The following is a 23522-nucleotide window of genomic DNA, read 5'->3' on the forward strand; positions in this document are numbered from 1 at the left end:
CAGCCTTGATGGCTTACATACGTTCTACGGTTTCGATACCCAGCGTATCCAGGCCGGCTTTCAGCGTTTTGGCGGTCAGCAGCGCCAGCTTCAGGCGGCTCTGACGGGCTTCTTCGCTATCCGCATTCAGGATCTGGCAGTGCTCGTAGAAGCCGGAGAACAGGCCCGCGAGGTCGTACAGGTAGCTACACATTACGTGCGGAGTGCCTTCGCGCGCCACGGTGGTGATCACTTCTTCAAACTGCAGCAGACGGGTCGCCAGGGTGATTTCACGCTCTTCGGTCATTACCAGCGGCAGGGTCAGATTGCTTTCGTCAATCCCTGCGCGCTTGAATACGGAGGCCACGCGGGTATAGGCATACTGCATATAAGGTGCGGTATTGCCCTCAAATGCCAGCATGTTGTCCCAGTCGAAGATGTAATCGGTAGTGCGGCTTTTCGACAGGTCGGCGTATTTAACCGCACCGATACCAACGGCATTGGCCAGGCTTTGCATTTCTTCTGCCGGCATGTCCGGGTTTTTCTCGGCGATCAGTTTACCGGCGCGATCCACGGCTTCGTCCAGCAGATCGGACAGTTTCACCGTGCCGCCTGAGCGAGTTTTGAACGGTTTGCCGTCTTTGCCCAGCATCATGCCGAACATGTGGTGTTCCAGCGACAGAGTGTCCGGGATATAACCGGCTTTGCGCACGATGGTCCAGGCCTGCATCAGGTGTTGGTGTTGGCGCGAATCGATGTAATACAGTACGCGATCGGCGCCCAGCGTTTCATAACGGTATTTGGCACAGGCGATATCGGTGGTGGTGTACAGGTAGCCGCCGTCCTTTTTCTGGATGATGACGCCCATAGGCTCGCCGTCTTTGTTCTTGTATTCGTCGAGGAAGACCACGGTAGCGCCTTCGCTTTCCACCGCCAGGCCCTTGGCCTTGAGATCGGCGACGATGCCCGGCAGCATCGCGTTATACAGGCTTTCACCCATCACGTCGTCTTCGGTCAGGGTGACGTTCAGACGGTTATAGGTCAGCTGATTCTGCGCCATGGTGATGTCGACCAGCTTGCGCCACATCTTCAGGCAGTATTGATCGCCGCCTTGCAGCTTCACCACATAGGCGCGAGCGCGTTCGGCAAAATCAGCGTCTTCATCGTAGTGCTTCTTCGCTTCACGATAGAACTGTTCCAGGTCGGACAGCTCCATATTGCTGGCGCTTTCGTTCTGCATTTTTTCCAGATAGGCGATCAGCATGCCGAACTGGGTGCCCCAGTCACCGACGTGGTTGGCGCGGATCACTTTATGGCCCAGGAACTCCTGGGTACGCGCGGCGGCGTCACCGATGATGGTGGAACGCAGGTGCCCAACGTGCATTTCTTTCGCCACGTTAGGGGCTGAGTAGTCAATAACGATGGTCTGCTGCTTAACCGGGGTAATATCCAGTTTGGGTGCGCTCAGCACGCGATCGGCTTGCTGTGCGACCCATGAGCTGTTCAGGAAGATATTGATAAAGCCGGGGCCGGCGATTTCCACTTTGCTGGCGACGTCGCCGAGATCAAGCAGCTGTACCACTTTTTCCGCCAATTGGCGCGGTGGCATGCCGAGTTTCTTGGCAACGGACATCACGCCATTGGCCTGATAGTCGCCAAACTGCGCTTTTGCGGATTGACGGACCTGGGCTTCGCAATCGGCGGGTGCGCCTGCGGCGATCAGCGCCTGGCTGACTTTATCTGAAAGAAGAACCTGAATATTCACCGGGTTACCTTAATGACGAACGAGGGGCCGTGTGCCTGCCCCTGCGGGATTCAAAGGTGGTTTTCTGGCTGCGCGTCAAGACGGCGGCCTACCACAAAACAGCCTGTAATTGTAACCGATCTGATGGGTTACGTCAGCAGTTGGCGTGGGCGGATTAGGTGAAAGTCGGGGTTCATTAATGATTGCCTGCAATGAGTGAAAATTGCAGATGGCAGAGAGAGGGGGCATTCGAGAAAAACATCAATGAGACAAAATGGAAGCTAGCGAGGCTAGTGCTTTTTCTTTCGACGGCCGGCATCCAGCGTGTTATTGCGGCGTGATTTAAAGTGGCGATATATTGCATAGGCGGCAATGATTACTAATAGCAAAGAAACTATTAAAAGGAACATAAGTGATTCTCTCTAACTCAATTTTCACTAAAGTAGCTCAATTGATATTTCCAAGCAATTACACAGCTTATGTTTAGGAAGATTCTCAGGTGTTGTTTTTTATAAAATTCTTTTTAAACAATGTGTTGTAAAATTTGTTTAAACCTTCGCCCATTTTTCTTGCTCATGGGTTAACTATTTCTTAAGATTTTTTAAGTATCCTATGGCGTGAATTACCTTACTTAATAAGCTAGTAATGCTCCCGGAATTTTTTGTCAGAAGAAAAAGCTATAAACTTATACTGCAACTATTTTCATGAATTAATAATTGAGAAAGGTTAAGTTGGGGTGTAATAAAAATGGGGGGGTTATTCTTTTGTGCTTTTCATGACAAATGAAAGGCAGATTTATTCTTTCGCGGAAATTTGGCCTCCAAAATGGCAACTTGCCGTGCCAGCCGGGTGGATAGCTACGCCTCAGCCGTGTAAATTACACCCCCTGAAAACCGCTTTCCGTAGTTGCGAGGATCCTATGACTACCTTCCCGGCGATTGCCGAACTGAACGATTTAGCGCTGGACCTGCCACGCTTTGAACTGGCACTGAGTCGGTTTGCCGAGAAACTGCATCTGGATTTGTCCCAGTTTACGGCCGATCATATCTCGGTACGCTGCCACCAAAACACCACGGCCGATCGCTGGCGGCAGGGGCTGCAGCAGTGTGGCTCACTGTTGTCAGAGTCGATGATCAATGGTCGTCCGATTTGTTTGTTTGATCTCCGGCAACCGCTCGCGGTTGGACCCTGGCTGATCGACTGCGTGGAGTTGCCTTATCCCGGAGACAAACGCTATCCACACGAGGGTTGGGAACATGTGGAACTGGTGCTGAGCGGCGAACCGGCCACCTTGTATGCACGGGCGTTGAGTCATTTGCCTGATGAAGCGCTGCTGGCACCCGGGATCAAATTGAAACAGAGCTCGCCACAGGGGGAGGGCGAACGTTTGCCGAACCCAACCCTGGCAATTACCGATGGTACGGTAACCATTAAATTTCATCCTTATTCGATCCGGGAGATTGTCGCCAGCGAACAAGCCTAAATGGGCATCAGCGCCTGGGTGGCCAGCATCATGCGATCCAACGCCTGGAGCAACAATTCGCGCCGACAACCGAAATTTAAGCGGACAAAATGCCGGTTGCCAAAATCCAGCCCCGGACTTAGGCCGACACCGGCCTGCTCAAAGAAGGCGTGTGGGTTATCGACCGCCAGTTGGCTGCAGTCGATCCAGGCCAGATAGGTCGCTTCGATGGGCTGCAGCAGCAGACCGGGCATGGCATTAATACGCTCGGTCACCAGATCCCGGTTGGCGCGCAGATAAATCAACAGTGCGTCCAACCAGTCTTGTCCATGCTGGTAGGCGGCCTGTGCGGCAACCAGTGCCAGCACATCCACTTCTGGCACGATGCCACTGCGCGCACGGACCAGCTTTTGCCGTAACTCGGGGTTGGGAATAATCGCCATCGAGGCGCCCAACCCGGCAATGTTGAAGGTTTTCGACGGTGACATCAGCGTGATGCTGCGCTGGGCAGCGTCATCATTCAAGGTAGCAAAGGGGATATGTTGGCCGCCAGGCTCAAGCAACAGGTCGCAATGAATTTCATCCGAACAGACAATCAACTCATGGGCCTGGGCAAACGCGTGTTGCTGCAATAACTCCTGCCTGCGGTAGACGGTGCCGCCCGGGTTTTGCGGATTGCACAGCAACAGTAATTTCTCTTTGCCATTGAGCTGCCCGGCGATGGCGCTGAAATCCAACAGCCAGCGATGGTCTTGCAATCTCAACGGCACCGACAGCTGCGAGCGCCCGGCGAATTTTGCCGCTTTGCGAAATGGGGGATAAATCGGTGACGGTGCCAGGGTGCCTTCACCTTCGGCGGTAAAGGCGCGCACGCATAAATTAAGACCGCAAACCATCCCTGGCAGGAAAATCAGCCACTCGGGGTTGATACGCCAGCCGTAGCGTTCTAGCATGCGGTGGGTAAAAACCTCAATAAGCTCAGGGGAAGGATGGCTGTAGCCGAACACCGCATGCGCTATGCGTTGCTGTAATGCGGCGATGATAGCTGGCGGTGACGGGAAGTCGGTATCGGCGACCCAGAGTGGAATAATGTCGCGGTCACGATATTTATCCCACTTAACGCTGTCACTGTGACTACGGTCTACCCATTGATCAAAATTGAATGCCATAGTTACTACCCTGTATAGGTTAATACCTCTGTATCAGCCTACGAGATAAATTGAAAAATTAACAATTGCCGTCGCAGGTTAGCCGTCATCTGGGGGTGACAATGATTAAACTGGAAGTTTGCTGCTATAGCGTCGATTGCGCGCTGACGGCTGAGCGGGCAGGTGCCGATCGCATAGAATTATGTGCCAGCCCGAGTGAGGGCGGTTTGACACCCAGCTACGGCTCATTACGCCTGGCCCGCGACAGGGTCAGCGTGCCGGTGCATCCTATTGTTCGTCCACGCGGCGGGGATTTTTGCTACGGCGCGGTGGATTTCGACGTAATCAAGCATGATATTGCACAAATCCGCGACATGGGTTTTGCCGGTGTGGTAGTTGGTATGCTGGATGAAGAGGGGCATATCGATCTGCCGCGTATGCGCGAAGTGATGCGCTTGAGTGGCAATATGGCGGTGACCTTTCATCGCGCGTTTGATATGTGTCAGAACCCGATGGTCGCGCTCGAGCAACTGACTCAGTTGGGCGTAGCGCGGATACTGACCTCGGGCCAACAGCAAAACGCAGAGTTGGGTTTACCCTTGTTGCGTGACCTGCTGCAGGCCAGTGAGGGGCCGGTAATTATGGCGGGAGCCGGTGTACGGCTGAGCAATCTGCATAAGTTTGTCGATATCGGCATTCGGGAACTGCACAGCTCATCCGGTCATGCGGTGCCTTCGACCATGCGCTATCGAAAGGCCGGCGTGACCATGTGTTCCGACAGTGAGTTTGACGAATTTAGCCATTATTGCGTGGATGGTGAAATGGTTGAGGCGATGAAAAACTCGCTGGCGCTGGTTGATCCGCTGGCGCAAAGCGCCTAACGCAGATGGCCAAACCCTTTCCGGGCTAAAAGCCCCTTTGAACGGTCGAAAATACCTGGCCCCGGCAAATCGCCGGGGCTTTTTTATGCCTATAAATCAATGCCATGTTGATCTGGGATGTTGATGTCATTCTGTCAGCGCTGGCACAAACAGCTTTGTGTGACCGCCTTATACCTGGCGCAGTACCCTGTGCGACAGGCCATGCTGAATGGCCGCCTTAATCAAAGGGATCTGCGTCGTTATGGAGGAGTCATGAAATTCTATTTTATTTGCCTGCTGGTGGCCTGCCTTCCCTTATCCGGCTGTGTTGCAGCCTATTACCGCTAAGGAGAGCAGCATGCGTTATTTGATTATTATCTATCTGGTTTGCAGTTTAACGGCCTGTGCAACGTTGTATTACAGGTGAACGATGAGATTACTCACGGTTATTACGATGCTGATGTTGACGGGCTGCGTGTCTGTCTATGGGCCGACAAAAACGGGGAATCAGCCAGTGGAAGGAAACTCTTCCGCTGAGCCCAGCGTCTCTGAGACCGTCAATACCACTTTAATCGGCAATAGGAAGCCCGACGAACTGTTTGACCGGGTAGTTGCTGCGCTTGATGCAAAAGGGATAACCCCGACTCTGACGGATCCGCATTTGGGTGTTGTCGGGGTCGCAGGCAGCGATGTCGAGTTGGCACAGCTCTATCTGGATTGTACCGATCAAGCAACGCCCACAAATCTGACTGAGGAGTACCGAATTCTGATACAGGTTTATTCTGCCGGGGAAGGGAGTCATGTGATGGTACAGGTTAACGGTGTGGCGGAACTGACAACGCCGGATGGCAATGACAAGGTAAAACCTTTTGCATGCAAATCCAGCGGCGTGCTGGAAAAAGATTTGCTGGAGGCTTTGCGAAAATAATACGAATCACGCCATCTCCCACGAACATAGGGGGGATGGCGTTGATTTTATTTCGATTTAAGGCTTTTTCGCCACCAGTACGGCACGTAACGGCGCGGGGTAGCCTTCGATGGTTTTGCTTGAGTCGTTGGGATCGAGGAACTCGGCCAGTGACTCACTGGTCATCCAGTCGGTGCGGCGCTGCTCTTCGGTGCTGGTCACACACATGTCGGCAATCTTCACGTCGATGAACCCGCACTTCTCCAGCCAGCATTTCAGCGCTTCGGCAGACGGAATAAAGTAGACGTTACGCATTTGTGCATAGCGGTCGCCTGGCACCAGGACCTGATTGCGGTCGCCTTCTATCACCAGGGTTTCCAACACCAATTCGCCTTCGTTAACCAACTGGTTTTTCAATTGGTACAGATGATCCAGCGGCGAGCGACGGTGATACAGCACGCCCATCGAAAATACCGTATCGAAGGCAGCCAGTTCAGGCAGTTGTTCAATGCCGAGTGGCAACAGGTGAGCGCGCTGATCGCCGCCCAGCAGTTTACGCACCGCTTCGAACTGACACAGGAACAGCTGCATCGGGTCGATGCCCACCGCCAACTGCGCACCCGCGCCAAGCATGCGCCACAGGTGATAGCCGCTGCCGCAGCCGACATCGAGAATAGTACGGCCGGCCAGAGGTGAAATATGCGGTAAAACGCGATCCCATTTCCAGTCGGAATGCCATTCAGTGTCGATATCGATGCCGTACAGAGAGAACGGCCCTTTACGCCACGGCATCATGGTGCGCAGCATTTTTTCGATACCTTCCAACTGGCCCGGTGACAGCGGTGGATCCATTTCGGCACGCACGCCGTCCAACAGGTCGAGGCGGGTCGGCGTCAGGGCCGGCAGGTGTTCAACCGAGTTAAACCACTGTTTGAACTTGCCGTGCAGCGATTCGCGCTGCCAGGCGCTGAGCTGCGCGGGCAGAGTATCCAGCCAGTGGCTGAGGTTGCCTTTCGCGATACGCTGATAAAAATCACCGAACTCAATCATGCTGCGGCTCCCGATTTCAGGGCAATCAGTGAACCGAAGTTAAAGCACTGGAACCAGACTTCCGCATGCTCAAAACCGGCCTGTTTCAGACGGGCCTTATGGGCGGCTACGGAGTCGGTCAGCATGACGTTTTCCAGCATGCTGCGCTTCTGGCTGATTTCCAGTTCGCTGTAGCCGTTGGCGCGTTTGAAATCGTGATGCATGTTGAACAGCAGCTCACCGACGTCGGTATCTTCAAAGCTGAATTTCTCCGACAACACCAGCGCGCCGCCCGGGCGCAGTCCGCGGTAAACTTGCTCCAGCAAGCGCAGACGATCGGCGGGTTCCAGGAATTGCAGGGTGAAGTTAAGCACCACCATGGAGGCGTTTTCGATGTTGATATCGAGGATATCGGCCTCGATCACTTCTACCGGGGTGTCGGCGCGGAAGGCGTCAATATGGCGGCGGCAGCGTTCCACCATCGCCGGGGAATTGTCTACGGCAATGATGTTGCACCCGGCCACCTTGATATTCCTTCGCATCGACAGCGTTGCTGCGCCCAGTGAACACCCGAGGTCATAGACCTGGCTGTCGGGCTGAACGAAACATTCGGCCAGCATGCCAATCATCGAAATGATATTGGAATAGCCGGGAACGGAACGCTGGATCATGTCAGGGAACACTTCAGCGACGCGTTCGTCGAAGGTCCAGTCGCCCAGTTTGGCGATTGGGGCAGAAAAAAGAGTATCGCGGTTTGGCATGGCGGCAAATCAGTTCAGAATTCGAAGGCGCATATGCTAACAGAAAATGGCAAGAAAGAGCAGCGGAAGCAGGCGGCGTAACCGCCTGAGGACGAGCAGGGGATTAATGAAGGCTGAAAATAAGATCCCACGGCAGATAGAAAATATTGGCCAGAACCATCAGTACCAATGAAATGTAGGTGGCTGCCATACCTGAGCGACGCCAGCGAACCTCTCGATTACGTAAACCGTAGTAATGCACCAGACGGCCGGCCATCAACATCAGACCACAAATATGGATCATCCATACTTCAGCACCGTTCATTTCCATGATCACCAGCAAAACGGCGGCGATAGGAATATATTCTACGGCATTGCCGTGAACGCGGATGGCGGTCTGTAGCTCATAAAAGCCGCCGTCTCCGTAAGCGACACGGTATTGCATCCTTAGCCTAACCACGTCATAAGAGAGTTTGATTAACAACAATGCGCCGAGCACTACATAAAGCGCGCTTACCATTTTTAACTCCATTCCCTAACCAAAACTGGCAGCCAGCATCATAGCTGCCATTGCATTCACTGTCGCGAGGAAAAATCTGATGTTATTGGTCAGATTAATAGGTCAAAACAGTGCATCCTGCTCGGGCCAGTCTGGCGGGGGCGGTAAATTCGGAATAGCCTGATGCAGTTGCTGCCAGATTTTCTGTGCCTGCTGGGGGGAATCGCCGTTATCCGGCGTATGGATAAACAAGAAAGGCTGATGCTGTGATTGCCAGGCAGGCAGTTTCTGTTGCCAAACGTCGAACCAGCGCAGGTTATCTTGCAACACATCACCACCGATAAAACGCACCAGTGGATTGTTGGCAGTGACTAGCGCATGCACCGGCAGCTTGGGCTTTTTCTGCTGAGCATCACGGACTGCCGCACTGTTGGGGATGGCGTTATGCACCGGGCGACTGTCGAGGATCACCCGGTTGATGCCGCGCTGATGTAATCCCTGATTCAACAGCCGTTCTTCTTCTCCTTTGCCAAAGAACGCCGGATGACGGACTTCCACCCCGTAGGTGAACTCTTTCGGCAAGGCATCAAGGAATTGCCACATTGCCGGTAATTCCGCCGGGCCAAACGCGGCAGGCAGTTGCAGCCAAAGCTGGCCGATGCGCTGATGCACCGGACTTAGACAGTGGTAGAACGCCTGTAGATCGGCGTCGCAGTTGCGTAGCGCAGCCTTATGGCTGATGGTGGCGGGGAATTTGAAACAGAAGCGAAAATCATCGGTGGTCATGTCGCGCCAGCGCTGAACGATCTCCAGTTTAGGTAACGCGTAGAAGGTGGTATTGCCTTCCACGCAGTTAAAATAGCGGCTGTAATCCGCCAGATCGCGCAGCCCGATACGGTTCCAGGCCGGGTGTTGCCACTGTGGGAGTCCGATATACATCAAGCTGGCATCTTCCTTAATTTTCCCTGTCAGTCAAAGGCGGGCGCAGTATGCCGCGCCTCGACAACTTAACCTTACTTGCTGAGGGCGGCAAGAATTTCGCGGGTGCTGCGAACGCGGGCCAGACGCGGGAAGATGTTGTTGAAGGCGAACTGGTGCATTTCAGCGTTGAATGCGCTGCACAGATCTTCGGCGATCACCAACTCGTAGCCATGCTCCCAGGCAGCACGAGCGGTGGACTCTACGCCAATGTTGGTGGCAATCCCCCCCAGCACGACGGATTTAATGCCGCGACGACGCAGTTGCAGGTCAAGATCGGTGCCGTAAAATGCGCCCCATTGGCGTTTGGTCACCAGAATGTCACTGTCGTTAACCGCCAGCGATTCAGGGAATTCCCACCAGTTGGCTGGCAACCCACCGGCAGGGGCTGGGGAGGGTTGATCCACCGGTTGTTTCAATGCTTCGGCAAAGGTCTCTGACCAACCAACGCGCACCAGGATCACCGGCGCACCCAGCGAGCGGAAGTGTGCCGCCAGTTGCGCTCCATTGGCCACCACGCTCTCGGCGCTGTGAGGCCCGCCGGCGTAAGGCAGAATACCGTTTTGCAAATCAATCAATACCAGGGCGGTGGTTTGAACATCAAGTTTTAACATAGGGATATCTCGTGACCAGGTGGATGAAATACGCACAGCAGATGTGACGCGCTAAACAAGCGTGGATTCAGGCTACGTGAAAAAAGCGTCACGGGTTAATGAGAAATTTGTTAAGCAATGTGTTATTTCGGACAAAAACAGGTCATTTAGTGCTGCAACAAAGCTGTGTTCGCACTTATCTGGCGCATGAATTTCCTTTATAATGATCGCCTTTTTTCAACACACTTTACTCTAATGACCTATGCCGATTTATGAATATGCATGTGGTGCTTGCAGCCTTCGATTAGAGAAACTGCAAAAATTTTCCGATGCGCCGCTGACGGATTGTCCGGCGTGTGGGCAGCCCGCGTTAACCAAGCTGATTTCGTCCACCGGTTTCCAGTTAAAGGGCACCGGTTGGTATGCATCAGACACCAAACCGGGTAATAAATAGAGTTCATCAGAAAACAGCCGTGTGGCAGGTGCCAAAAGCCCGCGCGGCATCGGCTTAAGCCAAAAGGATAGCGTATGCGTACTGAATATTGCGGGCAGTTGAATCTGTCTCACGTGGGCCAGGAAGTCACTTTGTGTGGTTGGGTCAACCGTCGTCGCGATCTGGGCGGCCTGATCTTTATTGATATGCGCGACCGCGAAGGCATCGTGCAGGTGTTCTTCGATCCGGACCAGAAGGTCGCGTTCGATAAGGCATACGACCTGCGCAATGAATTCTGCATCCAGATCGTCGGCACCGTGCGTGCCCGTCCGGACAGCCAGATCAATAAAGATATGGCGACTGGCGAAGTGGAAGTGTTCGCCCATGCTCTGGAGATCATCAACCGCTCCGAGCCATTGCCGCTGGACTCCAACCAGGTCAACAGCGAAGAAGCGCGCCTGAAATATCGCTACCTGGATCTGCGTCGCCCTGAAATGGCCGACCGCCTGAAAACCCGCGCCAAGATCACCAGCTTCGTGCGTCGCTTTATGGACAGTCATGGCTTCCTCGACATCGAAACGCCGATGCTGACCAAAGCCACGCCTGAAGGCGCTCGTGACTACCTGGTACCGAGCCGCGTACATAAAGGCAAATTCTACGCGTTGCCGCAGTCACCACAGCTGTTCAAGCAGTTGCTGATGATGTCCGGTTTCGATCGTTACTACCAAATCGTCAAATGCTTCCGTGACGAAGATTTGCGTGCTGACCGTCAGCCTGAATTTACCCAGATCGACGTGGAAACCTCCTTCATGACCGCTGAACAGGTACGTGAAGTGATGGAGAAACTGGCGCGTGAACTGTGGCTGGACGTGAAGAAGGTGGATCTGGGCAACTTCCCGATCATGACCTTCGAAGAAGCCATGCGTCGTTACGGCTCAGACAAACCTGATCTGCGTAACCCGCTGGAACTGGTGGACGTTGCCGATCTGGTGAAAGACGTGGAGTTTAAAGTGTTCTCTGGCCCGGCTAACGATGCCAAAGGCCGCGTTGCCGCGATCTGCGTTCCGGGCGGCGCACAGCTGACGCGTAAGCTGATCGACGAGTACGGTGCTTTTGTTAACATCTATGGCGCCAAAGGTCTGGCCTGGCTGAAGGTCAATGACCGTGCCGCCGGCATGGAAGGCGTACAGAGCCCGATCGCCAAATTCCTCAGCGCGGAAGTGCTGGAAGCGATCCTGGCGCGCACCAATGCGCAGTCCGGCGACATTCTGTTCTTCGGTGCCGACAGCTTCAAGATTGTGACCGATGCGATGGGCGCGCTGCGTCTGAAGCTGGGTCGTGATTTGCAACTGACCAAACTCGACAGCTGGGCACCGCTGTGGGTGGTCGATTTCCCAATGTTCGAAGAAGACGGCGAAGGCGGCCTGGCGGCGATGCACCATCCGTTTACCGCCCCGCGCGACATGAGCCCGGAAGAGCTGAAAACTGCGCCAACCACCGCTATTGCCAACGCTTACGATATGGTCATCAACGGCTACGAAGTGGGTGGCGGTTCGGTGCGTATTCACCGCAGCGAAATGCAGCAAACGGTGTTCAGCATCCTCGGGATTAACGAACACGAACAGCGCGAGAAGTTTGGCTTCCTGTTGGACGCCTTGAAGTACGGTACGCCACCGCACGCCGGCCTGGCTTTCGGCCTGGACCGTCTGGTGATGCTGCTGACCGGCACCGACAACATTCGTGACGTCATCGCCTTCCCGAAAACTACCGCTGCGGCCTGTCTGATGACCGAAGCGCCAAGCTTCGCCAACCCGGCGTCGTTGCAGGAGCTGGGGATTTGTGTGGTGAAGAAAGCGGCCGACGATTCAAAGTTAGAGAACGTGTAATGAACTACAAGCGACCCGAGTCAATTCTGGTAGTGATTTATGCCATCTCCAGTGGCCGGGTGCTGATGTTACAGCGGCGCGATGATACCGAATTCTGGCAGTCGGTGACCGGCAGCCTGGAAGAGGATGAGTTGCCGCCGCATGCCGCACGGCGTGAGGTCATGGAAGAAGTCGGCATCGATATCGAAGCAGAGAATCTGCCGTTGTTCGATTGCCAGCGCTGTGTGGAGTTTGAACTCTTTGTCCATTTGCGACATCGCTATGCGCCGGGAACCACGCGCAATAAAGAGCACTGGTTCTGTCTGGCTTTGCCTGAAGAGCGCGATCCGGTGATTACCGAGCATCATGCCTACCAGTGGCTTGAGGCGGCACAAGCCGTGAAGTTGACCAAGTCCTGGAGCAACCAGCAAGCGATTGAAGAGTTTGTGATTAATTCAGTCCAGTAATTTTTTTCGGAGATTTTTTATGGCAGGTCATAGTAAGTGGGCCAACACAAAGCACCGTAAAGCAGCGCAGGATTCCAAGCGCGGTAAAATTTTCACCAAAATTATTCGCGAGCTGGTGACCGCCGCGAAACTGGGCGGTGGCGACCCGGGGGCTAACCCACGTCTGCGTGCGGCGGTCGACAAAGCGCTGTCCAACAACATGACGCGTGACACCCTGAACCGTGCCATTGCGCGCGGCGTGGGCGGCGATGATGATTCCAACATGGAAACCATCATCTATGAAGGCTACGGTCCAGGCGGCACTGCCGTGATGATCGAATGCCTGAGTGACAACCGCAACCGTACCGTGGCCGAAGTGCGTCATGCCTTCACCAAGTGCGGCGGTAACCTCGGCACCGACGGTTCCGTGGCTTACCTGTTCACCAAGAAGGGCGTAATCACTTACGCACCGGGCCTGGATGAAGACGTGGTGATGGAAGCGGCGCTGGAAGCCGGTGCTGAAGATATCGTCAGCTACGACGACGGTGTGATCGACGTATTCACCGCCTGGGAAAACCTCGGCGAAGTGAAAGACGCGCTGACCGCTGCCGGTTTTACCGCCGACTCGGCAGAAGTTTCCATGATCCCATCGACCAAGGCCGATATGGATGAAGAAACCGCGCCTAAGCTGTTGCGCCTGATCGACATGCTGGAAGACTGTGACGATGTGCAGGAGGTTTACCACAACGGTGAGATCTCCGACGAAGTTGCAGCGACGCTGTAATCGGGTTGAAGTACGGCGCTGCTTTGTGGCAGCGCCTGGCGAAGTTAATGCTTAACGCAAGGTGGGTGTAGGGATGACGATCATTCTCGGTATCGATCCCGGATCGCGCGTCACCGGTTATGGCCTTATTCGCCAGCAGGGCCGCCAGTTGACCTATATTGCCAGCGGCTGTATCCGCACCGTGGTGGATGATATGCCGACGCGTTTGAAGCTGATTTATGCGGGCGTTAGCGAAATCATCACTCAGTTTAAACCGGACTTTTTCGCCATCGAACAGGTGTTTATGGCGAAGAACCCGGATTCGGCGCTCAAACTTGGGCAGGCGCGCGGCGTGGCGATTGTCGCTGCCGTGAACCAGGATCTGGAAGTGTTTGAATATGCGGCCCGCCAGGTGAAGCAAACGGTGGTCGGTACCGGCGCAGCGGAAAAGGCGCAGGTGCAGCATATGGTGCGATCCTTGCTTAAGCTGTCGGCCAATCCCCAGGCTGACGCCGCCGATGCTCTGGCCATCGCCATTACCCACTGCCATCTCAGCCAAAACGTGCTGCGGATGAGCGAAGGGCGGTTGAACCTGGCGCGGGGACGTTTAAAGTAGGGTTTAATCAGTGATCACTTAGGCTGGATATTCATCCAGCCTTTTTTATGTTATAAGCTTTACCAGCACGGCATGGCAGCAGGTCATGCTCATGAATTCTGCAGGAGGGTAAATGATAGGTCGTCTCAGAGGATATATTCTGGAAAAGCAGCCGCCACTGGTATTACTGGAGGCAAACGGCGTGGGCTATGAAGTGCATATGCCGATGACCTGCTTTTATGAGCTGCCGGAACTGGGGCAAGAGGCTATCGTGTTTACCCAATTTGTGGTGCGCGAAGATGCACAACTGCTGTACGGCTTTAATGATAAACAAGAGCGTGCATTGTTCCGCGAGTTGGTCAAAGTCAACGGCGTAGGGCCAAAGCTGGCGCTGGCTATTTTGTCCGGCATGTCGGCGCAACAGTTCGTCAGTGCGGTAGAGCGTGAAGAGATCACCACGCTGGTGAAATTGCCTGGGGTTGGCAAGAAAACCGCTGAACGCCTGGTGGTGGAAATGAAAGACCGCTTTAAAGGGCTTAATGGCGATCTGTTCAACAACAGCAGTGAAATCACGCTCCCTACTGCAGCGCAAGCAGCTGAAGTGGATGCGGAAGCCGAAGCGGCCTCTGCGCTGGTGGCCCTGGGCTACAAACCGCAGGAAGCCAGCCGCATGGTCAGCAAAATCGCCAAACCGGGTGCCGATTGCGAAACCCTGATCCGTGACGCGTTGCGCGCCGCGCTGTAAGCGTCAATAAGGGGTAGAGAATGATTGAAGCCGATCGCCTGATTTCTGCCGAACCGATCAATGAAGAAGAATTTCTTGATCGCGCCATCCGGCCGAAGCTGCTGACAGAGTACGTCGGTCAGCCGCATGTCCGCGAGCAGATGGAAATCTTTATTCAGGCGGCTAAACAGCGTGGCGACGCGCTGGACCATTTACTGATCTTCGGTCCGCCAGGGCTGGGTAAAACCACGCTGGCCAACATCGTTGCCAATGAAATGGGCGTTAATCTACGCACCACTTCCGGGCCGGTATTGGAAAAGGCGGGCGATCTGGCCGCGATGCTGACCAACCTCGAACCCCACGACGTCCTGTTTATCGATGAAATTCACCGCCTTTCTCCGGTAGTGGAAGAAGTGCTGTATCCGGCGATGGAAGATTATCAGCTGGATATCATGATCGGCGAAGGCCCGGCCGCACGCTCGATCAAACTCGATTTGCCGCCGTTCACGCTGGTGGGCGCAACCACTCGCGCTGGCTCACTGACCTCGCCACTGCGTGACCGCTTTGGCATTGTGCAGCGTCTGGAGTTTTATCAGGTCGCCGATTTGCAGCACATTGTTTCACGCAGCGCCAACTGCCTGGGACTGGATCTGTCGGAAGAGGGGGCCCATCAAGTGGCTCGCCGCGCACGTGGGACTCCGCGTATTGCCAACCGCTTACTGCGTCGGGTGCGTGACTTTGCCGAAGTCCGTGCCAATGGGGTGATCAATGGTGAAGTGGCGATGCAGGCACTGGATATGCTGAACGTTGATGCCGAAGGTTTCGACTACATGGACCGCAAGCTGCTACTGGCGATTATCGACAAGTTCACCGGTGGGCCGGTGGGTTTGGATAACCTGGCGGCCGCGATTGGCGAGGAGCGGGAAACTATCGAAGACGTTATCGAACCCTTCCTGATCCAGCAAGGCTTTATCCAACGCACGCCGCGCGGACGTATGGCCACCAATCATGCTTATAAGCACTTTGGCATGGTGCGCGAAGAGTAAGTATTGGATAACCGTCAGCATCAAAAAAGGGCCGCGTTGCGGCCCTTTTTACATCTGTAGCAGCCTGAAATCAGGCTTGCTGCTTTTTGGATAAGCTCAAAACAAACAGTGCAGCGGCGCTTAAGACGACCGATGGGCCGGCCGGGGTATCGTAGAAGGCCGAGAAGGTTAACCCACCGGTTACGGCCAGCACACCCACCAACACCGCGTAACCGGCCATTTGTTCTGGCGTACGGGCGAAGCGTCGAGCGGTCGCCGCCGGAATAATCAACAGTGATGTGATAATCAGCGCACCGACGAATTTCATCGCCAGGCCAATGGTCAGGGCAGTCACCAACATCAACACGGTACGCGCACGTACCAGATTAACGCCGTCAACGTGCGCCAGTTCAGGGCTGACGGTCATCGACAGCAGGTTACGCCACTGCCACCACAGGATCAGCAGCACGACTGTGACCCCAATGCCAATCATCCAGATATCGTTGAGGGTGACCGACAGCAGATCGCCAAACAGATAGGCCATCAGATCGACCCGCACGTTGGACATCAGCGCGACCACGACCAGCCCCAATGAAAGTGCGCTATGAGCCATAATGCCGAGCAGAGTATCAACGGAAAGCTGTGGGCGACGCTCCAGCCACACCAGCACCAGAGCCAGTACCAGCGTTACGGCAATCACCGCATAGAAGGGGTTCACATCCAGCAGCAGGCCGAACGCGACGCCTAACAACGAAGCGTGTGCCAGGGTATCGCCGAAATAGGACATCCGACGCCAGACCACAAATGAGCCGAGCGGACCGGCGGCACAGGCCAACAACACGCCGGCCAGCCAGCCGGGTAATAACAGTTCGATCATGCCTCACGGCCCCCGGTTTTCTTCAACACAATTCGTCCTTGCAGGTCGTGACGGTGATTATGGTGGTGACGATAGACCGCCAGCTGTTCCGCACCGCGATTACCGAACATGGCGATAAATTCAGGATGCATCGAGACCACCTCCGGCGCGCCGGAACAGCAGATGTGTTGGTTGAGGCACAGCACTTCGTCGGTTTTCGCCATCACCAAATGCAGGTCATGGGACACCATTAATACCGCGCAACCCAACTCTTTACGCAGTTGATCGATCAAATCATACAGTGCCAGTTGGCCGTTGACGTCCACCCCCTGGGTGGGTTCATCCAGCACCAGTAGCTGTGGCTTGTTCAGCAGCGCACGGGCCAGCAGTACGCGCTGGTTTTCACCGCCGGAGAGTTTTTGCATGGGCTGATCGAGCAGGTGGGCCGCTTGCACGCGTTTCAGTGCAGGCAGAATATCGGCCTTCTTGACGCCGGGCTTCAGGCGCATAAAGCGGCTGACGGTAAGCGGCAGGGTGGCGTCGAGGTGCAATTTTTGCGGCACGTAGCCAATGCGCAGGCCAGGCTCACGCACCAATGTTCCCTCGGTGGGCGCAACCAGCCCCAACACTACTCGTACCAGCGTGGATTTACCCGCGCCATTAGGGCCGAGCAACGTCAGAATACGGCCCGGCTGCAGGCTGAGCGAAATATTCGACAGCACCTTGCGGTTACCAAAGGAGACGGAGATATTTTTTAGCGTTGTCAGTGTGGACATCTCATGATTACATTTTGCAGAACTAACCGAATGTTATAATATCACGCCTCGCTGATGAAAACGACGGGATAACTGAGAATGGCACAGAAAAATAAATGGCTGCAGCGCACGCTGCTGGCTAGCGCACTGATGATGGCCGGGCCCCTGAGCAGCGCCTCTGCGGCGGTGGTGACCTCGATTCGCCCGGTCGGTTTTATCGCTGCGGCGATAGCCGACGGCGTGACGCCGACTGAGGTGCTGTTGCCGGATGGTGCATCACCGCACGATTTCGCGCTGCGGCCTTCCGATATCCAGCGCCTGCGCGCCGCCGATCTGGTGGTGTGGGTGGGGCCGGACATGGAGGCTTTTCTGACCAAACCCTTAACCTCTGTGTCGGCTACTCGCCAACTTGCCATCAGTGAATTGAGTGGGGTGAAACCTCTGCTGATGAAGGGCGAAGACGACGATCACGACCATGAGCACGACCATGATCATGCAGCTGATGCGCATAATCATGCCGATCATGCCGGGGACGATGGACACCATCACGGCGAGTATAACATGCACGTTTGGCTGTCTCCGGAAGTGGCAAAAGTGACCGCGATCGCGATTCACGACAGGTTATTGGAACTTATGCCACAAAATAAGGACAAATTAGACGCAAACCTGCGCCAGTTCGAGAATCTGCTGACGCAAACTGACAAAAATGTTGGTAACATGCTTAAGCCTGTGCAAGGTAGGGGATATTTTGTTTTTCATGATGCTTACGGCTATTTTGAGAAACATTTCGGCTTGAGCCCATTGGGCCATTTTACCGTTAATCCCGAAATCCAGCCTGGAGCACAGCGCTTACACCAAATTCGAACACAGTTGGTTGAGCAGAAAGCAGTCTGCGTTTTTGCTGAGCCACAATTCAGGCCGGCCGTAATCAATGCGGTTGCCAAGGGGACCAAAGTGCGTTCTGGAACGCTGGACCCGCTGGGCACCGGCATCGCACTGGGGAAAGACAGCTACGGGAATTTCCTGACTCAGCTGTCAAACCAGTACGTGAGCTGCCTGAAGTAAAGATTATGAGGATAAAATCGAGTGCAGCAGATAGTCAAAACTATCGCTCTGGCGTATAACAACCTGCCACGGCCCCATCGCGTCATGCTGGGGTCGCTGACAGTGGTTACATTGGCCGTTGCCGTTTGGCGGCCTTTTGTTTATCACCCAGAACATAACCCCATCGTTAAGAGTATTGAATTAGAATCCAGCCAGTTACGGTCCTTGCTGCCAGAAGCCAGTGAGCCGATCGATCTCGACCAAGCCACCCCCGATGATGACATCCCACAGGATGAGCTGGACCAGAAGGTCGCCGGCGAGGATGGAGTGCATGAATATGTGGTTTCCACTGGTGATACCCTGGGCAGTATCCTGACCCAATATGGTATCGATATGTCGGACGTCACGCTGCTGGCATCGCAAAACCGCGATCTGCGTAATCTGAAAATTGGCCAACAGCTGTCATGGACAGTGAATGATGCCGGCGATCTGCAGCGTTTGACCTGGGAAGTCTCCCGGCGTGAAACCCGCACCTACGATCGTACAGGCAACAACTTCAAAGAAACCCAGGAAGCTCAGCAGGGCGAATGGCGCAACAACGTGATCAGCGGCCGTTTGAACGGCAGCTTTGTCACCAGTGCCAGCAGTGCCGGCCTGAGCCGAGCAGAAATCAATTCGGTGATCAAAGCGCTGCAGTGGCAGTTGGATTTCCGCAAACTGCGCAAGGGCGATCAATTCTCGGTATTAATGTCCCGCGAACACTTTGACGGCAAGAGTGCTCAGAGCCAGTTGCTGGGGGTGCGTATGCGCACCGGCGGCAAGGACTACTACGCTATCCGTGCCGAAGACGGTAAATTCTACGATCGTCAGGGTTCCGGTCTGGCGAAAGGCTTTATGCGTTTCCCAACCATGAAGCAGTTCCGCATTTCTTCCAATTTCAACCCGCGTCGGGTTAATCCGGTCACCGGGCGCATTGCGCCGCACAAAGGTGTCGATTTTGCGATGCCGGTCGGCACCCCGGTGTTGGCCGTGGGTGACGGTGAAGTGTTGATCGCCAAGCGTAGCGGCGCTGCCGGTAACTATGTGGCGATCCGTCATGGCCGCCAATACACCACGCGTTATATGCACCTGAAAAAACTGCTGGTTAAGCCAGGGCAGAAGGTGAAACGTGGTGACCGTATCGCATTGTCCGGCAACACCGGCCGCTCAACCGGCCCGCATCTGCACTTTGAAATGTGGACCAACCAACAGGCGGTGAACCCGTTGACGGCGAAACTGCCACGCTCCGAAGGGCTGAGCGGTAAAGATCGCAGTGATTATCTGGCGCAGGTGAAAGAAGTCACCCCGCAGCTGCAGTTGGATTAATCCCTTTGTTCGGGCGCGTTACTGCGCCAGTGGTTCCATCGGCCTGATTTCGGGCCGATGTTGTTTTATATTGGTGCTTCGCCGGAGTTAATTGCAAAATCGACCTTTGCAATTATGATTAGCCGAACCGCTAAGTTAAGAGCTTGTGCATGCAAAACGAAAAAAAATCGAACTCAGAGTTCATTCCACAATTTCAGAAAGCCTTTTACCACCCACGCTACTGGGGCGTTTGGCTGGGAACCGGGCTGATGGCCGGCATTTCATTGGTGCCTGCGCGCCTGCGCGATCCGGTGCTTGGTGCGGTTGGCAAGCTGGCCGGTAAAGTGGCCAAAGGTGCCCGACGTCGTGCGCGTATCAACCTGCTGTACTGCCTGCCGGAAGTGCCGGAAAACGAGCGTGAGCACATCATTGATGAGATGTTCGCCACCGCGCCACAATCGATGATCCTGATGGCCGAACTGGCCTGCACCAAACCGGAGAAAGTGCTCAAGCGCGTTCGCTGGCATGGTGAAGAGGTGCTGGATAAAATCCGTGAAGAAGGCCGTAACGTGATTTTCCTGGTGCCGCATGGCTGGGCGGTGGATGTTCCGGCGATGCTGATGGCGGCTCGCGGTCAGCCGATGGCGGCGATGTTCCACAACCAGAGCAATCCGTTAGTCGATTATCTGTGGAATACGGTGCGCCGCAAATTCGGTGGCCGGATGCATGCGCGCAATGACGGCATCAAGCCGTTTATCAGCTCGGTGCGTCAGGGCTACTGGGGCTATTATCTGCCTGACCAGGATCACGGTGCTGAACACAGTGAATTCGTCGATTTCTTCGCCACCTATAAGGCGACGTTGCCGGCGGTTGGGCGCCTGATGAAAGTCTGCCGTGCGGCCATTGTGCCGCTGTTCCCGGTTTATGATGGCAAAACCAGTATGCTGGATGTGTATATTCGCCCGCCGATGGACGATTTGGCCACGGCCGATGACCACACTATTGCGCGTCGGATGAATGAAGAGGTGGAGAATCTGGTGGGGCCAAACCCCGAGCAATACACCTGGATCCTCAAACTGTTGAAAACGCGTAAAGAAGGCGAGATTGAACCGTATTCACGCGATGATTTATACCGCTAAGCGAGGTTTTGCTTAGGGCCAGGGGCCAGTCATCTCAGGGTGTCTGGCCCTTTGTTTTTGCTGTGCTTAAATATGGACCATGCAGCCCTGAGCCATCAGCGGCTCCAGCACGGCGGGTATCCGGGCAAAGTTGTTCCAGCGCAGGTCCAACCGTCGCAGGCGGGTCAATGCCGCCATGCTGTCAGGCAGGCTACTCAGGTGATTAGCGCGCAGGTCAAGCGTGCTCAGGGTCGTTAGCTGACCAAAATCCTCCGGTAACTGCTGCAGTTGATTAGTTCGCAGGTTGAGGTGAGTCAGGTTGGGCAAGTGGCAAAATGCAGCCGGTAGCCGGTTGATGGCATTGTTTTCCAGATCCAGCACGGCCAGCTCGGGCAGCAGGGCTATTTCATCCGGTAGCGTGGTCAGGCGGTTCTTCATCAGGTGCAGTTCCCGCAGCGCGGTCAACTGCCCGACAGTGGGTGGCAAACTGGCAAGTTGATTATTGTACACCCGTAGCTCCTGCAGGGCACCGAGTTGAACAATGGCCGCCGGCAGTTCACTGAGCTGATTATCCGTCACGTTCAGATAGCGCAGCTTGTGTAACCGGCCCAGCTCGACAGGCAAGTCACAAAAGGCATTGTCGCTCAGATAAAGATAGGTCAACTCACGCAGTTCACAGATGCTTGCAGGTACGCTGCTGGCCTTATTGTGGCCACAATCCAGCATTGCCAGCCGTCGCAGTTGGCCGATTTCAGCCGGTAATTCGCTAAGTTGGTTACAGGAAATATTCAATACCTGCAGATCGGTATGCTGCAAAATTTGCATCGGGAACTGACGAAGTCGATTGTCGTACAGACTGATTTTCAGCAGCGAGTTACCTCGCAGGCTTCCCTCTGCCAAATTTTCCAGCCCCAGGCCGTCGAGATCCAACGTTTGTTCAGTGTAGCTTTGCTGTGGGTGTTGATGAAGCATCGATGGCTCTCCATTTGCCGTAGTGGCGACTGGAGATGAGTTTAACAGGGGGAAAGGGCGGAGCGGGAAAAAATGCCGGCCGAGGTACGGCCGGCAGCAGTCTGGGTTACTCGACGCGCAGGATACGGCTGGTGTTGGTGGTCCCTACGGTTTCCATCACGTCGCCCTGGGTGACGATCACCAAATCGCCGGACACCAGGAAGCCCTTGTCGCGCAGGCGGTTAACCGCGTCATTGGCCGCGATGACGCCGTCTTCGTGGCTGTCGAAGTACACCGGCGTAACGCCACGGTACAGCGCGGTCAGGTTCAGCGTGTGCTCATGACGTGACATGGCGAAGATCGGCAGGCCGGAGCTGATACGTGACATCATCAGCGCGGTGCGACCGGACTCGGTCATGGCGATCAGGGCAGTCACGCCTTTCAGATGGTTAGCCGCGTACATTGAAGACATGGCGATAGCTTCTTCAATGTTGTCGAACTGCACGTCCAGACGGTGTTTGGAGACGTTGATGCTTGGGATCTTCTCAGCACCCAGACAAACGCGTGCCATCGCCGCTACGGTTTCTGCCGGGTACTGGCCTGCCGCAGTTTCAGCAGACAGCATCACGGCGTCGGTCCCATCCAGTACGGCGTTCGCCACGTCCATGACTTCGGCGCGGGTCGGCATCGGGTTGGTGATCATCGACTCCATCATCTGGGTCGCGGTAATCACGGCGCGGTTCAGCGTACGGGCGCGACGGATCAGTTTTTTCTGGATGCCGACCAGCTCCGGATCGCCGATTTCGACGCCCAAATCGCCACGGGCCACCATCACTACGTCGGAGGCCAGGATGATGTCATCCATAGCTTCGTCGCTGCAGACGGCTTCGGCACGTTCCACCTTGGACACGATCTTGGCGTTGCAGCCTGCATCACGCGCCAGACGGCGGGCGTAGTTCAGGTCTTCACCGGTACGCGGGAAGGAAACCGCCAGGTAGTCGACGCCGATTTTTGCCGCGGTGACAATATCGGCCTTGTCTTTCTCGGTCAGGGCTTCAGCGGACAGGCCACCACCCAGCTTGTTGATGCCTTTGTTGTTGGACAGCGGGCCGCCAACGGTCACTTCGGTAAACACTTTCATGCCCTGAACTTCGAGCACTTTCAGCTGTACGCGACCGTCATCCAGCAGCAGGACGTCGCCTGGCACCACGTCGGCAGGCAGGCCTTTATAGTCGATACCGACTTTTTCTTTATCGCCTTCGCCCTTGGACATATTGGCATCAAGCAGGAATTTATCACCGATGTTAAGGAAGATTTTGCCTTCCTTAAAGGTGGAAACACGAATTTTCGGCCCTTGCAGGTCACCCAGAATAGCGACGTGACGTCCCAACTTGGCAGCAATTTCGCGCACTTTGTCAGCGCGGATCTGGTGGTCTTCTGCGGTGCCGTGGGAAAAGTTAAGCCGAACTACGTTAGCGCCGGCGGCAATGATCTTTTCCAGATTATTGTCGCGGTCAGTAGCCGGACCCAGGGTGGTAACAATTTTGGTTCTTCTGAGCCGTCTGGACATGTATTACTCCGTTGACTGGTGAAGCAAATTATTGGTGTTGCGATAACGTCGGATAACGAAACCAGGAGTGAAATGTAATTTTACTACACTGATG

The 23522-nt window shown here is 54.9% G+C and carries 24 protein-coding genes; 13 read left to right on the forward strand and 11 right to left on the reverse strand.

What is annotated here, in order from left to right:
• Positions 1-13: 13 nt before the first annotated feature.
• Positions 14-1744: an arginine--tRNA ligase gene (gene argS / locus OC597_RS08195; RefSeq protein WP_261256506.1), complete on the reverse strand. Its 1731-nt coding sequence runs from the start codon at positions 1742-1744 to the stop codon at positions 14-16.
• An 898-nt stretch (positions 1745-2642) separates the two neighbouring features.
• Between argS and OC597_RS08200 the strand changes: the two genes are divergently transcribed.
• Positions 2643-3206, forward strand: a complete 564-nt coding sequence (locus tag OC597_RS08200) for a VOC family protein (RefSeq protein WP_261256507.1) — start codon at positions 2643-2645, stop codon at positions 3204-3206.
• Here the strand turns inward: OC597_RS08200 and OC597_RS08205 are convergent.
• On the reverse strand, positions 3203-4354 hold the full coding sequence (locus tag OC597_RS08205) for a MalY/PatB family protein (protein WP_262208328.1): 1152 nt from the start codon (positions 4352-4354) through the stop codon (positions 3203-3205). The genes OC597_RS08200 and OC597_RS08205 overlap by 4 nt on opposite strands.
• Before the next feature lie 101 nt (positions 4355-4455).
• Between OC597_RS08205 and cutC the strand changes: the two genes are divergently transcribed.
• Complete coding sequence (cutC, locus tag OC597_RS08210; RefSeq protein ID WP_261256511.1) at positions 4456-5214, forward strand: copper homeostasis protein CutC; 759 nt, start codon at positions 4456-4458, stop codon at positions 5212-5214.
• A gap of 409 nt (positions 5215-5623) precedes the next feature.
• Positions 5624-6121, forward strand: a complete 498-nt coding sequence (locus OC597_RS08215) for a hypothetical protein (RefSeq protein WP_262208330.1) — start codon at positions 5624-5626, stop codon at positions 6119-6121.
• 57 nt (positions 6122-6178) lie between these two features.
• Here OC597_RS08215 and cmoB read toward each other — a convergent pair whose 3' ends face one another.
• The 5 genes from cmoB to OC597_RS08240 form a co-directional block, all read right to left on the reverse strand.
• Positions 6179-7150, reverse strand: a complete 972-nt coding sequence (gene cmoB / locus OC597_RS08220) for a tRNA 5-methoxyuridine(34)/uridine 5-oxyacetic acid(34) synthase CmoB (RefSeq protein WP_262208331.1) — start codon at positions 7148-7150, stop codon at positions 6179-6181.
• Entirely contained in the window at positions 7147-7890 is a 744-nt protein-coding gene (gene cmoA / locus OC597_RS08225) for a carboxy-S-adenosyl-L-methionine synthase CmoA (protein ID WP_262208333.1), read from the reverse strand. The genes cmoB and cmoA overlap by 4 nt, the downstream gene beginning before the upstream one ends.
• 103 nt (positions 7891-7993) lie before the next feature.
• Positions 7994-8389, reverse strand: a complete 396-nt coding sequence (locus OC597_RS08230; protein WP_085117161.1) for an MAPEG family protein — start codon at positions 8387-8389, stop codon at positions 7994-7996.
• Positions 8390-8491: 102 nt separating this feature from the next.
• Positions 8492-9307 carry a DUF72 domain-containing protein gene (locus OC597_RS08235; RefSeq protein ID WP_261462914.1) on the reverse strand — a complete coding sequence of 272 codons (816 nt, stop codon included), beginning with the start codon at positions 9305-9307 and terminating at the stop codon, positions 8492-8494.
• Positions 9308-9381: 74 nt separating this feature from the next.
• Positions 9382-9960 carry a hydrolase gene (locus OC597_RS08240; protein WP_261256517.1) on the reverse strand — a complete coding sequence of 193 codons (579 nt, stop codon included), beginning with the start codon at positions 9958-9960 and terminating at the stop codon, positions 9382-9384.
• 241 nt (positions 9961-10201) lie between these two features.
• On the opposite strand from OC597_RS08240, the gene OC597_RS08245 reads away from it, so the two are divergent.
• The 7 genes from OC597_RS08245 (at position 10202) to ruvB (ending at position 15811) form a co-directional block, all read left to right on the forward strand.
• Complete coding sequence (locus tag OC597_RS08245) at positions 10202-10393, forward strand: FmdB family zinc ribbon protein (RefSeq protein ID WP_261256518.1); 192 nt, start codon at positions 10202-10204, stop codon at positions 10391-10393.
• A gap of 74 nt (positions 10394-10467) precedes the next feature.
• Positions 10468-12258, forward strand: coding sequence for an aspartate--tRNA ligase (gene aspS, locus OC597_RS08250; protein ID WP_261284804.1), 1791 nt, complete (start codon positions 10468-10470; stop codon positions 12256-12258).
• Positions 12258-12704, forward strand: coding sequence for a dihydroneopterin triphosphate diphosphatase (nudB, locus tag OC597_RS08255; RefSeq protein ID WP_262208334.1), 447 nt, complete (start codon positions 12258-12260; stop codon positions 12702-12704). The genes aspS and nudB overlap by 1 nt, the downstream gene beginning before the upstream one ends.
• Positions 12705-12723: 19 nt before the next feature.
• The gene (locus OC597_RS08260; protein ID WP_174351989.1) at positions 12724-13467 is read left to right on the forward strand and encodes a YebC/PmpR family DNA-binding transcriptional regulator; all 744 of its coding nucleotides are present in this window, start codon (positions 12724-12726) and stop codon (positions 13465-13467) included.
• A gap of 73 nt (positions 13468-13540) precedes the next feature.
• Positions 13541-14062 carry a crossover junction endodeoxyribonuclease RuvC gene (gene ruvC / locus OC597_RS08265; protein ID WP_112348395.1) on the forward strand — a complete coding sequence of 174 codons (522 nt, stop codon included), beginning with the start codon at positions 13541-13543 and terminating at the stop codon, positions 14060-14062.
• A gap of 112 nt (positions 14063-14174) precedes the next feature.
• Positions 14175-14786, forward strand: coding sequence for a Holliday junction branch migration protein RuvA (gene ruvA / locus OC597_RS08270; RefSeq protein ID WP_261256524.1), 612 nt, complete (start codon positions 14175-14177; stop codon positions 14784-14786).
• Positions 14787-14806: 20 nt separating this feature from the next.
• Positions 14807-15811: a Holliday junction branch migration DNA helicase RuvB gene (gene ruvB / locus OC597_RS08275; protein WP_099064267.1), complete on the forward strand. Its 1005-nt coding sequence runs from the start codon at positions 14807-14809 to the stop codon at positions 15809-15811.
• 70 nt (positions 15812-15881) lie between these two features.
• Here the strand turns inward: ruvB and znuB are convergent, their stop codons facing one another.
• Together znuB and znuC are read right to left on the reverse strand one after the other, a co-directional pair.
• Positions 15882-16667, reverse strand: coding sequence for a zinc ABC transporter permease subunit ZnuB (znuB, locus tag OC597_RS08280; RefSeq protein WP_261256525.1), 786 nt, complete (start codon positions 16665-16667; stop codon positions 15882-15884).
• Positions 16664-17422 (reverse strand): zinc ABC transporter ATP-binding protein ZnuC, encoded by a 759-nt coding sequence (gene znuC / locus OC597_RS08285; RefSeq protein WP_085117150.1) that lies wholly within the window; start codon positions 17420-17422, stop codon positions 16664-16666. Before znuC ends, znuB begins: the two co-directional genes overlap by 4 nt.
• Positions 17423-17500: 78 nt before the next feature.
• Between znuC and znuA the strand changes: the two genes are divergently transcribed.
• From znuA to lpxM, 3 genes are all read left to right on the forward strand, one after another.
• On the forward strand, positions 17501-18466 hold the full coding sequence (znuA, locus tag OC597_RS08290) for a zinc ABC transporter substrate-binding protein ZnuA (RefSeq protein ID WP_261256527.1): 966 nt from the start codon (positions 17501-17503) through the stop codon (positions 18464-18466).
• Between the two features lie 21 nt (positions 18467-18487).
• On the forward strand, positions 18488-19810 hold the full coding sequence (mepM, locus tag OC597_RS08295; RefSeq protein WP_261256528.1) for a murein DD-endopeptidase MepM: 1323 nt from the start codon (positions 18488-18490) through the stop codon (positions 19808-19810).
• Positions 19811-19959: 149 nt separating this feature from the next.
• Positions 19960-20928 (forward strand): lauroyl-Kdo(2)-lipid IV(A) myristoyltransferase, encoded by a 969-nt coding sequence (gene lpxM, locus OC597_RS08300; RefSeq protein WP_012145495.1) that lies wholly within the window; start codon positions 19960-19962, stop codon positions 20926-20928.
• A gap of 66 nt (positions 20929-20994) precedes the next feature.
• Here lpxM and OC597_RS08305 read toward each other — a convergent pair whose 3' ends face one another.
• Together OC597_RS08305 and pyk are read right to left on the reverse strand one after the other, a co-directional pair.
• Entirely contained in the window at positions 20995-21879 is an 885-nt protein-coding gene (locus tag OC597_RS08305) for a leucine-rich repeat domain-containing protein (RefSeq protein WP_262208339.1), read from the reverse strand.
• 106 nt (positions 21880-21985) lie between these two features.
• The gene (gene pyk / locus OC597_RS08310) at positions 21986-23428 is read right to left on the reverse strand and encodes a pyruvate kinase (protein WP_085117145.1); all 1443 of its coding nucleotides are present in this window, start codon (positions 23426-23428) and stop codon (positions 21986-21988) included.
• Between the last annotated feature and the right edge of the window lie 94 nt (positions 23429-23522).

The organism is Serratia proteamaculans (assembly GCF_946227095.1).
Classification (GTDB): domain Bacteria; phylum Pseudomonadota; class Gammaproteobacteria; order Enterobacterales; family Enterobacteriaceae; genus Serratia; species Serratia proteamaculans_E.

Bases quoted from the DNA above. Each gene is read 5' to 3' on its own strand.
- znuC (WP_085117150.1), bottom strand. From the start codon at position 17,422: ATGTCCACACTGACAACGCTAAAAAATATCTCCGTCTCCTTTGGTAAC.
- pyk (WP_085117145.1), bottom strand. From the start codon at position 23,428: ATGTCCAGACGGCTCAGAAGAACCAAAATTGTTACCACCCTGGGTCCG.
- ruvA (WP_261256524.1), top strand. From the start codon at position 14,175: ATGATAGGTCGTCTCAGAGGATATATTCTGGAAAAGCAGCCGCCACTG.
- znuA (WP_261256527.1), top strand. From the start codon at position 17,501: ATGGCACAGAAAAATAAATGGCTGCAGCGCACGCTGCTGGCTAGCGCA.
- OC597_RS08245 (WP_261256518.1), top strand. From the start codon at position 10,202: ATGCCGATTTATGAATATGCATGTGGTGCTTGCAGCCTTCGATTAGAG.
- cmoA (WP_262208333.1), bottom strand. From the start codon at position 7,890: ATGCCAAACCGCGATACTCTTTTTTCTGCCCCAATCGCCAAACTGGGC.
- ruvC (WP_112348395.1), top strand. From the start codon at position 13,541: ATGACGATCATTCTCGGTATCGATCCCGGATCGCGCGTCACCGGTTAT.
- znuB (WP_261256525.1), bottom strand. From the start codon at position 16,667: ATGATCGAACTGTTATTACCCGGCTGGCTGGCCGGCGTGTTGTTGGCC.
- aspS (WP_261284804.1), top strand. From the start codon at position 10,468: ATGCGTACTGAATATTGCGGGCAGTTGAATCTGTCTCACGTGGGCCAG.
- OC597_RS08215 (WP_262208330.1), top strand. From the start codon at position 5,624: ATGAGATTACTCACGGTTATTACGATGCTGATGTTGACGGGCTGCGTG.
- OC597_RS08205 (WP_262208328.1), bottom strand. From the start codon at position 4,354: ATGGCATTCAATTTTGATCAATGGGTAGACCGTAGTCACAGTGACAGC.
- nudB (WP_262208334.1), top strand. From the start codon at position 12,258: ATGAACTACAAGCGACCCGAGTCAATTCTGGTAGTGATTTATGCCATC.
- OC597_RS08200 (WP_261256507.1), top strand. From the start codon at position 2,643: ATGACTACCTTCCCGGCGATTGCCGAACTGAACGATTTAGCGCTGGAC.
- OC597_RS08240 (WP_261256517.1), bottom strand. From the start codon at position 9,960: ATGTTAAAACTTGATGTTCAAACCACCGCCCTGGTATTGATTGATTTG.
- cutC (WP_261256511.1), top strand. From the start codon at position 4,456: ATGATTAAACTGGAAGTTTGCTGCTATAGCGTCGATTGCGCGCTGACG.
- ruvB (WP_099064267.1), top strand. From the start codon at position 14,807: ATGATTGAAGCCGATCGCCTGATTTCTGCCGAACCGATCAATGAAGAA.
- OC597_RS08230 (WP_085117161.1), bottom strand. From the start codon at position 8,389: ATGGTAAGCGCGCTTTATGTAGTGCTCGGCGCATTGTTGTTAATCAAA.
- cmoB (WP_262208331.1), bottom strand. From the start codon at position 7,150: ATGATTGAGTTCGGTGATTTTTATCAGCGTATCGCGAAAGGCAACCTC.
- lpxM (WP_012145495.1), top strand. From the start codon at position 19,960: ATGCAAAACGAAAAAAAATCGAACTCAGAGTTCATTCCACAATTTCAG.
- OC597_RS08305 (WP_262208339.1), bottom strand. From the start codon at position 21,879: ATGCTTCATCAACACCCACAGCAAAGCTACACTGAACAAACGTTGGAT.
- OC597_RS08260 (WP_174351989.1), top strand. From the start codon at position 12,724: ATGGCAGGTCATAGTAAGTGGGCCAACACAAAGCACCGTAAAGCAGCG.
- OC597_RS08235 (WP_261462914.1), bottom strand. From the start codon at position 9,307: ATGTATATCGGACTCCCACAGTGGCAACACCCGGCCTGGAACCGTATC.